Genomic DNA, 13,662 nt, shown 5'->3' with positions numbered 1-13,662 from the left:
GACCTGGACGAGGCCGACTTCGACGAAATCCCCGGCTGGGCCTCTCACCTGGTTGACCGTGACGACCTCTTCCAGGCCCCGGTCAGCGTCGTAGGACCTTCACCCAGGCAAGGGGCTGGTCGGGGTGAACGTGAGGCGGCAGTGGCCGGCCCGGCAGTCACTCAGGGTCTCCGCGGCGGCCTGCCGGGCCCGGGTCAGCTCGGCGATTCTTGCGTCGAGCCGGTCCACCACCGCCTGCAAGCGCCATCGCTCGCTGTCGCAGGTGGCCCCGCCCTGGTCGTGTGCGGTCAGGGCGTCGACGACCTCGTCGAGGGTGAATCCCAGTTCCTGCAGGGTCTTCGCCGTCCGGATGCGTTCCACCGTCGTGGCGCTGAAGACGCGATAGCCCGAGGGTCTGCGTTCCGCGGCGGGCAGGACGCCGCGTCGCTCGTAGAAGCGGACGGTGTCGACGCTGACCCCGGCCTCCTGCGCGACCTGGCCGATCCTCATGCGGCTTCACCTCTTGACTCTGGACTGAGGTCCAGACTTTACGGTTCAGGAACGGGCGCGACAAGACGCCGAGGAACCTCGAGGAGGCTGCCATGGACATCCCGTCCGCATCCACCCCCATCGTCTGCGACATGACCAATGCCCCCGACACCGTCCAGCAGCGGTTGGAGGAGTACGGCCTGCTGTTCGGCCGGCACCTCGTCGGCCGCGAGAGGACCGGCCGGGGCATCCGCTTCCGTCTGCGTGCCGAGCCCGGCGTGGCGGCGTGGGTGCGGGATCTGGCGGCGCGGGAGAAGGCGTGCTGCGGGTTCTTCGCCTTCGACGTCACGCTCGACGGCGAGCAGGTGGTGTGGGACTGCGCGGTGAGCGACGACGACACCGCCCGCGCCATCCTGGAGGAGTACTACCTGCTGCCCGACACCGCGCCGCGAGGTCCGGAGGAGCTGCCTGAGCGTCTGGCCAGCAAGGGCCTGCGTTTCATGGCCGGCCCGACCCGTTCCGAAGCCCCGGCAGGCGGGGGCGGGCGGGGCCGCGCATGAGGCGCCAGATCAGGTAGGCCTGCAGCAGGCCCGCTCCGGTGAGGATCGCTATGAGCAGTACGGGGTCCGCCATCTGCGGCGGGACGAGGTCCCATCCCCACCAGACGATCGGCCCGAGAGGGAAGGTGACGAGCATGAGCGCGACGCCGGACAGCAGGATCGGGTCCTGGACGGTCAGCAGGATCACCGCGGAAGCCACGCCGAGAAGCAGCACCAGGCCGGCGTACGCACCGGCGACGACCGACGCGGCACGGCCGTTCCTGTAATGCCTCATGCGGTCACGCTCCTCGGGTGCCCGGCGGAAGAGGCCGAGTGTATGCAACGGTGCAGCGCGGCCGGGGATTGTCGGTGTCGTGGGTCATACTCCGCCGAGCCAGGGTGATCACCGACAACCGCGAAGGCGTAGGCATGGCACAGTTGCTGCGGGCGCTCGACGACGAGGTCTACGTCGAGTACGACACGTTCGGGCTGGATGGCACCGACCTGCCGTCGTGGGGTTCGCCCACCGATGAGATGTACCACTTCATCGCCGGGGTGCGGCTGGAGTCGTGGGACGCCGAGCCGGGGCCCGCGGACGACTCGTGGACGCCGGTCAGTTCGACGACGTTCGTCGCGGAGAGCGGCGTGGTCTCGATCGTCACGATGATGGACGGCAGGGGGCACGACTTCCTGATCGGGCCGCCGCATTTCGAGTACGGCGTGCGCATGTACCTGCGGGAGCCTCGGCCGGGCGACGGGCATGGCACGGGGGAGTGCGAGGAGGCGTGGCTGCTGAGGATCTGGCCGATCCGGGATGTCTTCGACCCGATCACGCATGCGGCGCCGTTCTCCTATATCGCTCGCGGAGTGCTGTACTACTCGATCGACCTTGAACCCGAGCAGCTCGTGCAGCCGCCGGCGCGGCGGGAGGCGCCGGTGCCGGTCTCGGCGGCGGCGGACTGGGCGTCGCTGCGACTGGATCCGGATCTGGACACGTTCGACGGATGGCTGCGCAGGGTGAGCCGCAAGGCCGAGGAGGCGGGCGTCACCGTTCATGAGCTGCTGCGCGGGGGAGGGCTCGACATCGAGGACGGCGCGGACCTCACCGTGGCCTCCTGCACCCCGCCGCGGGCGCGGGCGGGGCGGTTCACGGATCCGCTGGTCGACCGCTACTACGCCGAGCAGGCGCGGCTCGGCCCGCTGTCCGGACAGGACCCGGATGAGGATCGGCTGCGCGAGTACGCCGACGGCGAGCGCATCGCCAAGGAGCTGTGCCGCGGCGGCGCCCGTACGTTCTCGGTGCCCGTCGAAGGTCGTGGCGCCCCGTACGTGTCACCGGGTGTGAGCCGTCGCGTGTGGCGGTGGGAGGACGACCTGCTCGGTGGCGAGCTCATGGACGGCGGGCTGACCGTGGACCGGCAGGTTCTGGCCAGGAACCCGTGGACCAGGCAGATCCTCGTCTCCGGCATCGTCACGGTTCTGCGCCGCGATCACGACAGGCTCGGCACCGGCGACACCGTCTGGTACGTGGTGCGCGACGCCGAGCCGCACGAGGCGGCGAGGGTCCTGTGCGCGGAGGCCACCTGGGAGGAGGACCCGGAGCAGCGCCGGGCCCTGGACGAGGTGGCCAGGGAGAAGCTGGTCGAGCTGCGGGCCACGTACAGGAGCCGGGAAGGGTGAGGGTCCGGTCGGCGGAGATCTTGGCGGTTCAGGCATAGATCGAGGCGCCGCCCGCGTCCTTGCCGGTGAATGTCGCGAGGAGGACGGGTGGATCCAGGCTTTGAGGCGGACTTCCGGCAGTTCGTGGCCGACCGGTCGGGGGCGCTGTTCCGTACGGCGTACCTGCTGACCGGTGACCGGCACGCCGCCGAGGACCTGGTGCAGTCGGCCCTGGTCAAAACGGCCGCGAAGTGGCGCAGTCTGCGTGATCCGGGCGCCATCGAGGGATACGTGCGCCGGGCCATGTACCACGAGCAGGTGAGCTGGTGGCGGCGGCGCTCACGTGTCGCGGAGGTGTCCACCGGCCGGCTGCCTGACCAGGGCGGCGACGGGCACGCCGACGTCGTGGATCTTCGCCTGGTGATGCGCGCGGCCCTGTCCAGGCTCACGCCCCGGCAGCGGACGATGCTCGTGCTGCGTTACTTCGAGGATCTGTCCGAGACCGAGATCGCGCGGTTGCTCGGCGTCAGGGTGGGGTCGGTACGCAGCCAGATCTACCGCTCGCTGGAACGCCTGAAGAAGACGGCGCCTGAACTGACCACCGTGAGGGAGCTCCGATGAACCTCGAGAACCTGCTGCGTGAAACGCTCTCCGACATGGCCGACGAGGAGCGGCCGCCCGCGCCCGGCCGGTTCCTGGTGCCCCACGACCGCTCCCGGCCTCGTCGCCGCGGCGTCGCCCTGGTGGCGGCGTCGGCCGTCGCCGCGCTGGCCGTCGGATCGGTGGTCGTGGTGCAGGGGATGTCGTCGCGGCCCCCCGGTGAGGCCGTCGCCGGGCCGCTGAACGCGGCGTCCGAGGGCCCGCGGGCCGTCACCGTGACGGTGGTGGAGGGGGTACGGGTCGCGCGGCTTTTCGAGACGCTGTCGTCGCGCACGGGCAGGCCGGTGGCGGAGTTCGAGAAGGCCGCCGAGGACGGCAGCGCGCTCGGGCTGCCGTCCTACGCGCGAGGGAGGCTCGAAGGGTTCGCCTTCCCCGGGCGCTACACGTTCGCGCCCACCGCGAGCGCGGGTGAGATCCTCGGGGCGATGGTGGCCGGGTTCGGGGCGGCCGCCGAGGGCGCCGGCCTGGTCGAGGGCGCCAGGCGTGCCGGCAGGACGCCGCTGGAGATCGTGACCATCGCCAGCATCGTCCAGGCCGAGGCGGGCCGGGACGAGGACATGCCCAAGATCGCCCGGGTCATCCACAATCGGCTGAACCGGAAGATGTTTCTGCAGATGGACAGCACGGTCCTGTACGGCCTGGGCAAGTACGGCGCCCGCGCCGGGCGCGAGGATCTCAGGAGCCGGTCGCCGTACAACACCTACAGGCGTGCCGGACTGCCGCCCGGTCCCATCGGCAACCCGGGGGAGAAGGCCATCCGGGCCGCACTGAAGCCGGCTTCCGGATCCTGGCTCTATTACGTGACCACCGACCCGAAGAACCGAATCACGAAGTTCGCCACCTCCGAAGCGGAGTACGCCCAACTGGTCGAAGAACTGCGCCGCAAGAAGCACTGAGCCGGTCTTCCCTTCCCGTGCTTCATCGTCTATCGTCGATGTTCGATGAACACGAACGATGAGTCCCTGCCGCGCGCCGAGGCCGAGGAGTACGCGAGCTGGTTCAAGGCTCTCGCGGACGCGACGCGCATCCAACTCGTCTCCCTGCTGGCCCGCAGGCGGGCGCCGATGAGCGTGGGAGAGATCGTGCTGGCCTCCGGGGTGGGCCAGTCCACCGTCTCGCACCACCTGAAGATCCTGGCCGACGTGCGGTTCGTGCTGGTCGACAAGCAGGGCACGTCCAGCCTCTACCGGATCAACGAAGCCTGCGTGAGCTGTTTCCCTACGGCGGCCGACGTGGTCATGGGCAATCCCGTGCCCGCCGCGCCCGCCTGTGAGTGAAGGGACGCCGGTCATGGGTGAGGAGAGCGCGGACGGGCAGGGAGGCGTGCTGCCGCGGGCGGGGGAGAGGGTGCTCGTTCTCGGCTCCGGTGGCGGTGTTCTCGGTTCCGGTGACGGCTTCGACGTGCTGCCGGTGGCCCAGCGGGTCGGTCCGTACGGGACGGCGTACGTGATGGCGGACGACCCCCCGTACGGGCTGGACGGCGGCGCGGACGGGATGGAGCGGGCGCGGCGGGAGGCGGCGCGGGCGGGGCTGGCCAACATGCGGTTCCTGCGGGGCAGCGTCGAAGGGATCCCGCTCCCCGGCCAGTCGGTCGACGTCGTCGTCTGTGGCGGTCTGTCCGGCGGCGGGGCGAAGGCGGTGGCTGAGGCGTTCCGGGTGCTGCGGCCGGGCGGCCGCTTCGGGGTGACCGCCACGACCGCCGCCGCGACCGCCGCCACGACCGCCGCCACGACCGCCGCCACGACCGCCGATGCGGTCACCGACGCGGTCACCCTCCTGGCGGCGGCCGGGTTCGTCAGCATCCGGATCGCACCCGCGACCGATCACGGCCAGGGCATGCCCACCCCGATCATCCAGGCGGTCAAGCCGCCCGTGGGCCCCGGTCTGGAGATCCGGCCGATGCGGGACGCCGACGCCCCGCAGGTGCTGGCGATCTACCAGATGGGCCTCGACACCGGGGAGGCCAGCTTCGAGACGGTCGCGCCGAGCTGGGAGGGCTTCAACGCCGGCAGGTTGCGGCACCTGCGCTACGTGGCGGTGGACGTCGACTCCGGGGAGGTCGTGGGCTGGGTGGCCGCTTCGCCGGTCTCCTCACGGCAGGTGTATTCGGGCGTCGTGGAGCACAGCGTCTACGTCCATCCGGGCTGCCAGGCACACGGCATCGGCCGGGCGCTGCTGTCGGCGTTCGTCGCCGCGACCGAGGACGCGGGCGTGTGGACGATCCAGTCGGCGATCTTCCCGGAGAACGCCGCGAGCCTGTCGCTGCACCAGGCGCTCGGCTTCCGCGTGGTCGGCACCCGCGAACGCCTCGGCTGCCATCGCGGCGTGTGGCGGGACGTGCTGATGCTGGAACGCCGCAGCAGCGCCGACCCCCCTGTCCAGCATTGATAGATGTGTGTCAATATAGACAACAGTCGACTTCGATAACCATCTATACGAAGGGGTGCCGGTGAGGTGCAGTCCGCAGCTGGCCCGTGAGCCGCTGGACGCCGAACGGGCGGCAGCGCTGGCCCAGGTGTTCAAGGCGCTGGGCGATCCCGTACGGCTGCGGATCGTGTCGATCGTGGCCAGCCACGACGGCGGCGAGGTGTGCGTGTGCGACATCACCGGCGCGTTCGAGCTGTCGCAGCCGACCATCAGCCACCACCTGAAGGTGCTCAAGGAGGTCGGCCTGCTCACCAGCGAGCGGCGCGCCTCCTGGGTCTACTACCGGCTGGTCCCCGAGGCGCTCGGCGAGCTGTCGGCCCTGCTCGACGTGCCGGTCGTCGCATGAGGCCCGCCTCGTCCCCGCCGGGCGTGATCGGCGCGCTGCCGGTCCTCGACCGGCTCCTGCCCGTGTGGATCATCGCGGCGATGACGGCCGGACTGCTGCTCGGCAGGCTGGTCCCGGGGCTGGACACCGCCCTGGAGGCCGTGCGGATCGGCGGGATCTCGCTGCCGATCGCGCTCGGCCTGCTGCTGATGATGTACCCGGTGCTGGCCAAGGTCCGCTACGACCGCGTCGGGACCGTCACCGGCGACCGGCGCATGCTCGTGGCCTCGCTGGTGCTCAACTGGGTGCTCGGCCCGGCGTTGATGTTCGCGCTGGCCTGGACCTTCCTTCCCGACCTGCCCGAATACCGCACCGGGCTCGTCATCGTCGGCCTGGCCCGGTGCATCGCGATGGTGCTCATCTGGAACGACCTCGCCTGCGGTGACCGCGAGGCCGCCGCCGTCCTGGTCGCGCTCAACTCGCTCTTCCAGGTCGTCGCGTTCGGCGCGCTCGGCTGGTTCTACCTGGACGTGCTGCCCGGTTGGCTCGGCCTGGCGCAGACCGGGCTCGACGTGTCGACCTGGGACATCGCCCAGTACGTGCTCGTCTTCCTCGGCGTCCCGCTCGTCGCGGGCTACCTGTCCCGCCGGCTCGGCGAGCACGTCAAGGGCCGCGACTGGTACGAGAGCCGCTTCCTGCCCCGGGTGGGCCCGATGGCGCTGTACGGCCTGCTGTTCACCGTCGTCATCCTGTTCGCCCTGCAAGGCGGCACGATCACCGCGCGGCCCGGCGACGTGGCCCGCATCGCGCTGCCGCTGCTGGCGTACTTCGCGCTCATGTGGGGCGGCTCGTTCCTGGCCGGGAAGGCGATCGGCCTGGGGTACGAGCGCGCCACCACGCTGGCCTTCACCGCGGCGGGCAACAACTTCGAGCTGGCCATCGCGGTCGCGGTCGGCGTCTTCGGCGTCACCTCCGGCCAGGCGCTGGCCGGGGTCGTCGGCCCGCTCATCGAGGTGCCCGTCCTGGTCGCCCTGGTCTACGTCAGCCTGGCCGGGCGCCGCCTGTTCCGCAGCGAGGAGATCGTCCATGCCTAGTGTCCTGTTCGTCTGCGTGCACAACGCCGGACGGTCCCAGATGGCCGCCGGCTGGCTCGCCCACCTGGCCGGTGACCGGATCGAGGTCCGTTCTGCCGGGTCCGCGCCGGCCGAGCAGCTCAACCCGGTCGCCGTCGAGGCCATGGCCGAGGCCGGCATCGACATCCGCGCCGCCCGGCCGCGTATCCTCACCGCCGACACGGTGCGGGCCTCCGACGTGGTGATCACGATGGGCTGCGGCGACGCCTGCCCCGTCTTCCCCGGCAAGCGTTACGAGGACTGGCAGCTCGACGATCCTGCCGGTCAGGGCATCGAGGCCGTACGCGCCATCCGCGACGAGATCCGTACCCGGGTCGAAAAGCTCGTCGGCGAGCTGCTGCCCGACTGAGCGTCACCCACGGCGGGCCAGCAGCTCCACGGTGGCCACCAGGAGCCGGGCGGCGGCCAGCAGGGTGTCGTTCCGGACGCGGTCGGGCGTCTCGGCGGGGGTCTGGTAGCCGGGCATGCCCATGCCGATGCCGACGGCGGGCAGCCCGGCGGCGGCGTAGCGGCGGTTGTCGGAGGCCATGGCGCCGGCGCGCAGCGGCACCCCGGTCAGCCGGCCCGCCTGGTCGAGGGTGGCGAGCAGGGCGTGGGCGGGGCCGCCCGCCTCGACGGAGGCGGCCTGGTGCAGCTCGGCGGCCCCGTCCAGGTTGATCACCAGCGTGTCCTCCGGCAGCGTGGCGGCGTGGTGCGCCGAGCCCCGGGCGCCGGCCTCCTCGCCGTCCAGGAACGCCACCGACAGCTCGACGCGGGAGGCGGCCGGGCTCGTCGAGAGGACGCGGGCGGCCTCCAGGACCGCGGCCACGCCCGAGGCGTTGTCGGCGGCGGCGGGCAGCCGGACGGCGGGGTCATCGCCGACGCCGTCATAGTGCGCCGTCAACAGCACCCGAACCCCCGCCCCGCCGCCCGGACCGACGACGTGCGCTCCCGACTCGCCGTCCAGGGTGCGCGGGGAGTCGGCGTGCGGTCCCGGCTCGCCGCCCGTGGCCCACGGGGAGCCGACGTGTGCCCCCGGCTCGCCGTCGGGGCCGGGGGCCCGGGGGAAGTCGGCGTCAAACTCCGGGCCGAGGGTGCGCAGGAAGCCGGCGTGCGGTCCCGGCTTGCCGTCCCGGGGGAAGTGGGCGTGGACGTTCAGGCCGTGGGTGTCGAGGCGGCGGAGTGGGGCCGATGCCGTCACCTGGACGGGGCGATCGGCCGCGGTGTCGGCCAGCCGCCGGTGCAGGTCGGCGCGTACGGCGAGGATCGGCACGCCGCGCGTGGGCGGCCCGGCGATCATCTTGGGCATCCACCCCTCGGCGTCGACGCCGCGCGCGATCAGCACCCCGGCGGCCCCCTGCGCCTCGGCGAGGTCGCAGGCGCGGGCCCAGTCACCGGGCTCGGCCGACACCCACCGGCCGCGCAGGTCACCGTCGGCGGAGGGCGCCAGGGATGCGGTGCGCGGGGTGGGCAGATCGGCGGAGGCGAGGTGTTCGGCGAAGTCCCGGCGATGCCGCAGCCGGGTCGTCCCGCCGTCGTGCCATTCGAGGACCGGCGTGGCGTACAGGTCACGCACGTCCGCGACGGGAAAGCCGTCGAGCCGGACGTCGCCGCCCAGCTCGCGCAGCCGGGCGGCCAGCCAGGCGGCGGCGGCCCGGCCGCCGGGGGTGCCGACGCGCCGCCCGGCGTACCGGTCGGCGGCCAGCTCGTGCACGGTGGCCCGCATGCGCGCCGCCGACACCCGGTCGACGGCGCGCCTGGCTGTGGAGGTCATCCGCAGCAGCCGGTCGAGCTGTCGCTGGGGCCGTCCTGCGCGTCGGCGGGGGCGTTGCCGCAGCACGCGGCCGTCTCGGTCGCGGCGGCCGTACTGCCGCAACAGCCTCCGGCGGCGGCCGGGGCGAAGGCGTCGTTCAGGTCGCCGATGAAACCGCCGCTGAGCTGAGTGGTCATGATGATCTCCTAGTTAGATGGACATCTAAACAGCGGCCACACTCTCACACTGATTAGAAAAACGTCAAGATAGACGAGGATCGAATCAGCCGGTGATCTCGGCCACCAGCTGCCGCGCGGTCCGGCCGGCGCCGATGAGCGTGGCCGACGCCGGGCCGGTCCAGTCGCCGTACCCGAGCAGGTGCAGCCGAGGCTCGCCATGCGCGCGGGTGCCGTCGGTGGCGATCAGCCCGTCGGAGCCGCGCAGCCGCAGCGGCGCCAGATGGCCGAGCGCGGGCCGGAACCCGGTGCACCACACGATGACGTCGCACGGCGCCGTGCTCCCGTCGGCCCAGACGACCCCCTCGGGGGTGATCGCCGAGAACATCGGCTCGGCCTTCAGCACGCCACGGTCGCGCGCCTCGCGTACCGGCGGGACGGCGACGATGTCGCCCAGCTCGCCGATGCTCGCGGCGCTCTCCCCGCGCGCGATCGCCTGGTGGCGGCGCGTGGCGAGCGCGAACAGCGCGCGCCCGTCGACCTCGTCGGGCAGCAGCCGGGGCGGGCGCGTCGCGACCCAGGTGGTGTGGGCGACCTGCGAGACCTCCGCGAGGATCTGCGCGGCCGAGTTGCCGCCGCCGACGATCACCACGCGCCTGCCCCGGAACGGCTCCGGCCCTCGATAGCCGGCGGTGTGCAGGTGCTCGCCGCGAAAGTCGCGCATGCCGCGATAGTGCGGGATGTACGGCCGCCACCAGGTCCCCGTCGCGCTGACCACGGCGCGTGCCCGCCAGGTGCCCGCGCTGCTCTCCACCACGAGGCCGTCCGCCCCACGCCGAACGGCCCGGACGGCGGCGGGACGGACCACGGGCAGCCGATAGCGCCGCTCGTAGTCGGTGAGATAGGCGGCGACGTGCGCGGCGTCCGGATAGCCGCCGTCGGCCGGGATCGGCATCATGCGGCCGGGGAGCGAGCTGTACTGTGCGGGCGAGAACAGGCGCAGCGACGGCCAGGCGTGCCGCCAGGCGCCGCCCGTCGCCTCCTGCGCGTCCAGGATGACGAAGTCGGCGCCCGCCCGCCGCAGGTAGTAGCCCGCCGCCAGCCCCGCCTGCCCGCCCCCGATGACGACGACCTCAGCCTCGGCCGACGGTGCTGTCATGAGAATGCGGTCATACGGTGACGAGCTCCGGCTCGGCCAGCGGGGCGAACAGCGCGCCCAGCTTGTTCACCGCCTCGGGGACGATCCGGTAATAGACCCAGGTGCCGCGCCGCTCGCCGTCGATGAGCCCGGCGGTGCGCAGCACCTTCAGGTGGTGGCTGATCGTGGGGGCGGTCAGGTCGAAGGCGTCGGTCAGGTCGCACACGCACGCCTCGCCGCCCGCGTGGGAGCCGATCATCGACAGCAGCCGCAGCCGTACGGGGTCGGCGACGGCCTTGAGGAGGCCCGCCAGCTCGGCGGCGTCGCTCTCGGACAGCGGCTCCCGCGCGATCGGCGCGCAGCACGCCGCTGTCGTGTTGGCGGTCATGACGGCACCTCCTGCTTTGAAACCTGTCTAAATGATAGGCGATGGCAGGACGCCGAGGCCCGGCGCTCAGTCGCAGCAGCCGCCGGATCCGGCGGAGGCGCCCACGGTCGCCAGCGGCAGCAGGCCGCCGCCGACGCCGGTGGCCAGGCCGACCCGCTGCTCCTGGGCCTCGGCGAGGTCGGAGGAGCACACGCCGGTCTCGGGCAGGTCCAGCCGTACGTCCCGGGCCGCCTCCCAGTCGCCGGCCAGCGCCGCGACCACCGAGCGGACCTGCTCGTAGCCGGTCGCCATCAGGAACGTGGGCGCGCGCCCGTAACTCTTGACGCCGACCGCGTAGTAGCCGGCCTCCGGATGGGCGAGCTCGTCGACGCCGTGCGGCGGGACGGTGCCGCACGAATGCCGGTTCGGGTCGATCAGCGGCGCGAGCTGCCGGGTGGAGCCGAGGACCGGGTCGAGGTCCAGGCGCAGCTCGGCGGCGATGGCGTGGTCGGGGCGGTAGCCGGTGGCGCTGACGATCCGGTCCACGGTGACGGACTGCTCGGCGCCCGACGGGTCGCGGCTGATCACCTCGACGCCGCCGGCGCCCTCCCGTACGCGGTGGGTGAAGAAGCCGGTCAGCAGGCGGATGCGGCCGGAGTCGACGTGCGCGCGCAGCCGGGTGCCGAGCGCGCCGCGTGCCGGCAGCGCGTCGGCGTCGCCGCCGCCGTAGGCGCGGGCGGCGCTCCCGGCGCGGATGGTCCAGGTGATCGGCGTGTCCGGCAGCTCGGCCAGGGCCAGGAGGGTGGTGGCGGCCGAGTGTCCCGCGCCGACGACCAGGGTGTGCCTGCCCTCGTACGTGTCGCGGTCGGCGCCGAGGACGTCGGGCAGGGCGTGATCGACGGCCGCTTCCGCCTCGCCGTGGGCGGGCAGGCCGCTCGCGCCCAGGACGTTGGGGGTCGCGTACGTGCCGGACGCGTCGATGATCGCGCGTGCCCGGATCTCCTCGCCGTCGCTGAGGCGGATCAGGAACGGGACGTCCTCCCGGCCGTTCGTCCGCACCCGGTCGTAGCCCAGGCGGCTGATCGCCGAAACGCGGGCGCCGAGCCGTACCTGGTCGCCGAACAGGGCGGCGAGCGGGGCCAGGTAGTCGTTGATCAGCTCGGCGCCGGTGGGGAGCCGGTCGGGGTCGGGCTCGGTCCAGCCGGAGGCGGTGAGCAGGCGGCGGGCGGCGGCGTCGACGTCGTAGCGCCACGGGCTGAAGACCCGGACGTGCCCCCAGCGGGCGACGGAGGCGCCGGCCCGGTCGCCGGCCTCCAGGACCAGGAAGTCGATGCCGCGCGCGGCCAGGTGCGCGGCGGCGGCGAGGCCGACGGGGCCGGCCCCGATGACCACGACGGGCAGGGCGCCGGTGTCGCCCGCGCCCAGGGGGCGCTCCAGTTCGAGTGAGGTGGTGGTGCCGCAGCAGCTGCCGCTCATCGTCGTCTCCGATCGGCTGATTAGAAATCTGTCGAAGTAACCAGCAGCAGCATGCAACCCTGATTAGAAGAATGTCAAATCAAGGAGCGGGCGGGCAGCAGGTGCTCAGCGCGGCCTGGAGATCGGCCAGCGCCTTGCCGATGCGTGCCGGGTCGGCGCGGTAGTAGACCGTCTTCCACTCCCGGCGCGAGGTGAGCACGCCGCCGTCGCGCAGCGTCGCCAGGTGGGTGGAGGTGGCCGACTGGGCCAGCGACATCCGCTCGGCGACCTCGCCCACGGTCAGCTCCGCGCCGCCGGCGAACAGCCCCATGATCTGCTGGCGGGTCTCGCTGGCCATCGCCTTGAGGAAGCCGCGCGCCTCGGCGCTGAGCCCCATCCCGTCCGTCGTCATGGTCATAGCATCACCCCGGGCTCATCATATTGTGATTTCCCGATTTGACGATACGATGCGGCGGCATGGACACCATCGTCATCGGCGGCGGCCAGTCGGGTCTCGCCGCCGCCCGTGCCCTGCGCCTGCGTGGCCGCACCCCCGTCATCCTGGAAGCCGGCCCGGAACCGGCAGGCTCCTGGCCGCACTACTACGACAGCCTCACGCTGTTCTCGCCCGCCCGCTACAGCGCCATGCCGGGCCACGAGTTCCCCGGCGACCCCGACCACTACCCGACCCGCGACGAGGCCGCCGCCTACCTGCGGCGCTACGCCGACAGCCTCGACGTGGAGATCCGCACCGGCGTCCGCGTCACCGCCGTGCGCCCCGACGGGACAGGCGGCTTCCTGGTCCACCCCGCGAAGGGCGACCCGCTCCACACGCGGAGCGTCGTGGCCGCGTCGGGCTCGTTCGGCAACCCGTACGTCCCGATCCTGCCCGGACAGGACGGCTTCACCGGCCGGGCACTCCACGCCGCGGCCTACCGCAACCCCGGGCAGCACGCCGGACAGCGCGTCGTCGTGGTCGGCGCGGGCAACTCCGCCGTGCAGATCGGCTACGAGCTCGCCAGGACGGCCACCGTCACCCTCGCCACCCGGGCGCCCATCCGGTTCTTCCCGCAGATCATCGCCGGCCGGGACGCGCACCACTGGCACACCACCACGGGCTTCGACACCCTGCCGCCGCCCTGGCTGGCCCGCATCGCGACCGGGACGCTGGTCATGGACACCGGCGACTACGCCGCCTCACTGGAGGCCGGTCGCTGGGACCGGCGCCCCATGTTCACCGCGTTCGACGGCGACCGGGTCGTCTGGGCCGACGGCAGCCGCGAACCCGTCGACACCGTCATCTACGCCACCGGCTACCTGCCCCACCTGGACTACCTGCGGCCCCTGGGCGCCCTGGACGAGCGCGGGCTCCCGCTGCACGACGGCGGCATCTCCATCACCACCCCGGGACTGGCCTACGTGGGGCTGGAGTTCCAGCGCTCGTTCGCCTCCAACACCCTGCGCGGCGTCCACCGCGACGCCGACCACGTCGCCGCCCCCGTCGCCGCCTACGCCGGCGGCGCCCTCACCGCCTACGGCCTCTGATCCGCTGTCGGTCAGAGGCCGCAGGCGAGGCCGGGCGG

Annotated in this window: 18 protein-coding genes; 10 read left to right on the top strand and 8 right to left on the bottom strand. The window is 72.7% G+C overall.

From position 1 onward, the window contains the following. Positions 1-99 precede the first annotated feature (99 nt). Positions 100-489, bottom strand: a complete 390-nt coding sequence (locus tag AB0J53_RS01115; RefSeq protein WP_364167701.1) for a MerR family transcriptional regulator — start codon at positions 487-489, stop codon at positions 100-102. 92 nt (positions 490-581) lie between these two features. Here AB0J53_RS01115 and AB0J53_RS01110 point away from each other — a divergent pair, with 92 nt between their 5' ends. Beyond that, positions 582-1,028 (top strand): hypothetical protein, encoded by a 447-nt coding sequence (locus AB0J53_RS01110; protein ID WP_364167699.1) that lies wholly within the window; start codon positions 582-584, stop codon positions 1,026-1,028. Here the strand turns inward: AB0J53_RS01110 and AB0J53_RS01105 are convergent. Continuing rightward, entirely contained in the window at positions 967-1,302 is a 336-nt protein-coding gene (locus AB0J53_RS01105) for a hypothetical protein (protein WP_364167697.1), read from the bottom strand. The two genes, AB0J53_RS01110 and AB0J53_RS01105, sit on opposite strands and share 62 nt — an antisense overlap. Before the next feature lie 134 nt (positions 1,303-1,436). Here AB0J53_RS01105 and AB0J53_RS01100 point away from each other — a divergent pair, with 134 nt between their 5' ends. The 8 genes from AB0J53_RS01100 to AB0J53_RS01065 all read left to right on the top strand — a co-directional run bounded on the left by AB0J53_RS01100 (position 1,437) and on the right by AB0J53_RS01065 (position 7,560). After that, positions 1,437-2,687, top strand: coding sequence for a hypothetical protein (locus AB0J53_RS01100; RefSeq protein ID WP_364167695.1), 1,251 nt, complete (start codon positions 1,437-1,439; stop codon positions 2,685-2,687). An 87-nt stretch (positions 2,688-2,774) separates the two neighbouring features. Then, positions 2,775-3,287: a SigE family RNA polymerase sigma factor gene (locus AB0J53_RS01095; protein WP_364167693.1), complete on the top strand. Its 513-nt coding sequence runs from the start codon at positions 2,775-2,777 to the stop codon at positions 3,285-3,287. Next, the gene (gene mltG / locus AB0J53_RS01090) at positions 3,284-4,222 is read left to right on the top strand and encodes an endolytic transglycosylase MltG (RefSeq protein ID WP_364167691.1); all 939 of its coding nucleotides are present in this window, start codon (positions 3,284-3,286) and stop codon (positions 4,220-4,222) included. Before AB0J53_RS01095 ends, mltG begins: the two co-directional genes overlap by 4 nt. 45 nt (positions 4,223-4,267) lie before the next feature. After that, positions 4,268-4,603 (top strand): metalloregulator ArsR/SmtB family transcription factor, encoded by a 336-nt coding sequence (locus AB0J53_RS01085; RefSeq protein WP_219509257.1) that lies wholly within the window; start codon positions 4,268-4,270, stop codon positions 4,601-4,603. Positions 4,604-4,616: 13 nt separating this feature from the next. Beyond that, positions 4,617-5,714, top strand: coding sequence for a GNAT family N-acetyltransferase (locus tag AB0J53_RS01080; protein ID WP_364167689.1), 1,098 nt, complete (start codon positions 4,617-4,619; stop codon positions 5,712-5,714). 61 nt (positions 5,715-5,775) lie between these two features. Then, positions 5,776-6,099, top strand: coding sequence for a metalloregulator ArsR/SmtB family transcription factor (locus AB0J53_RS01075; RefSeq protein ID WP_308125950.1), 324 nt, complete (start codon positions 5,776-5,778; stop codon positions 6,097-6,099). Continuing rightward, on the top strand, positions 6,096-7,172 hold the full coding sequence (arsB, locus tag AB0J53_RS01070) for an ACR3 family arsenite efflux transporter (RefSeq protein ID WP_364167687.1): 1,077 nt from the start codon (positions 6,096-6,098) through the stop codon (positions 7,170-7,172). The genes AB0J53_RS01075 and arsB overlap by 4 nt, the downstream gene beginning before the upstream one ends. Next, complete coding sequence (locus AB0J53_RS01065) at positions 7,165-7,560, top strand: arsenate reductase ArsC (protein WP_364167685.1); 396 nt, start codon at positions 7,165-7,167, stop codon at positions 7,558-7,560. Before arsB ends, AB0J53_RS01065 begins: the two co-directional genes overlap by 8 nt. Positions 7,561-7,563: 3 nt before the next feature. Here AB0J53_RS01065 and AB0J53_RS01060 read toward each other — a convergent pair whose 3' ends face one another. The 6 genes from AB0J53_RS01060 to AB0J53_RS01035 form a co-directional block, all read right to left on the bottom strand. Then, on the bottom strand, positions 7,564-8,964 hold the full coding sequence (locus tag AB0J53_RS01060) for a M28 family peptidase (protein ID WP_364167683.1): 1,401 nt from the start codon (positions 8,962-8,964) through the stop codon (positions 7,564-7,566). After that, positions 8,961-9,140, bottom strand: coding sequence for a hypothetical protein (locus tag AB0J53_RS01055; RefSeq protein ID WP_364167681.1), 180 nt, complete (start codon positions 9,138-9,140; stop codon positions 8,961-8,963). Before AB0J53_RS01055 ends, AB0J53_RS01060 begins: the two co-directional genes overlap by 4 nt. An 85-nt stretch (positions 9,141-9,225) precedes the next feature. After that, positions 9,226-10,278 carry an ArsO family NAD(P)H-dependent flavin-containing monooxygenase gene (locus tag AB0J53_RS01050; RefSeq protein ID WP_364167680.1) on the bottom strand — a complete coding sequence of 351 codons (1,053 nt, stop codon included), beginning with the start codon at positions 10,276-10,278 and terminating at the stop codon, positions 9,226-9,228. Positions 10,279-10,288: 10 nt separating this feature from the next. Beyond that, the gene (locus AB0J53_RS01045) at positions 10,289-10,645 is read right to left on the bottom strand and encodes a metalloregulator ArsR/SmtB family transcription factor (RefSeq protein WP_364167678.1); all 357 of its coding nucleotides are present in this window, start codon (positions 10,643-10,645) and stop codon (positions 10,289-10,291) included. Positions 10,646-10,711: 66 nt separating this feature from the next. Beyond that, a complete protein-coding gene (locus AB0J53_RS01040; RefSeq protein ID WP_364167676.1) occupies positions 10,712-12,100 on the bottom strand; it encodes an FAD-dependent oxidoreductase in 1,389 nt (462 codons plus the stop codon). Between the two features lie 79 nt (positions 12,101-12,179). Then, positions 12,180-12,497, bottom strand: coding sequence for a metalloregulator ArsR/SmtB family transcription factor (locus tag AB0J53_RS01035; protein ID WP_246645880.1), 318 nt, complete (start codon positions 12,495-12,497; stop codon positions 12,180-12,182). A 59-nt stretch (positions 12,498-12,556) separates the two neighbouring features. Between AB0J53_RS01035 and AB0J53_RS01030 the strand changes: the two genes are divergently transcribed. Continuing rightward, positions 12,557-13,624, top strand: a complete 1,068-nt coding sequence (locus AB0J53_RS01030; RefSeq protein WP_364167674.1) for an NAD(P)-binding domain-containing protein — start codon at positions 12,557-12,559, stop codon at positions 13,622-13,624. Positions 13,625-13,662 lie beyond the last annotated feature (38 nt).

It is taken from the genome of Nonomuraea sp. NPDC049725 (genome assembly GCF_040674795.1).
Lineage (GTDB): Bacteria > Actinomycetota > Actinomycetes > Streptosporangiales > Streptosporangiaceae > Nonomuraea > Nonomuraea ceibae.
This window is presented reverse-complemented; position numbering and strand designations above follow the sequence as displayed.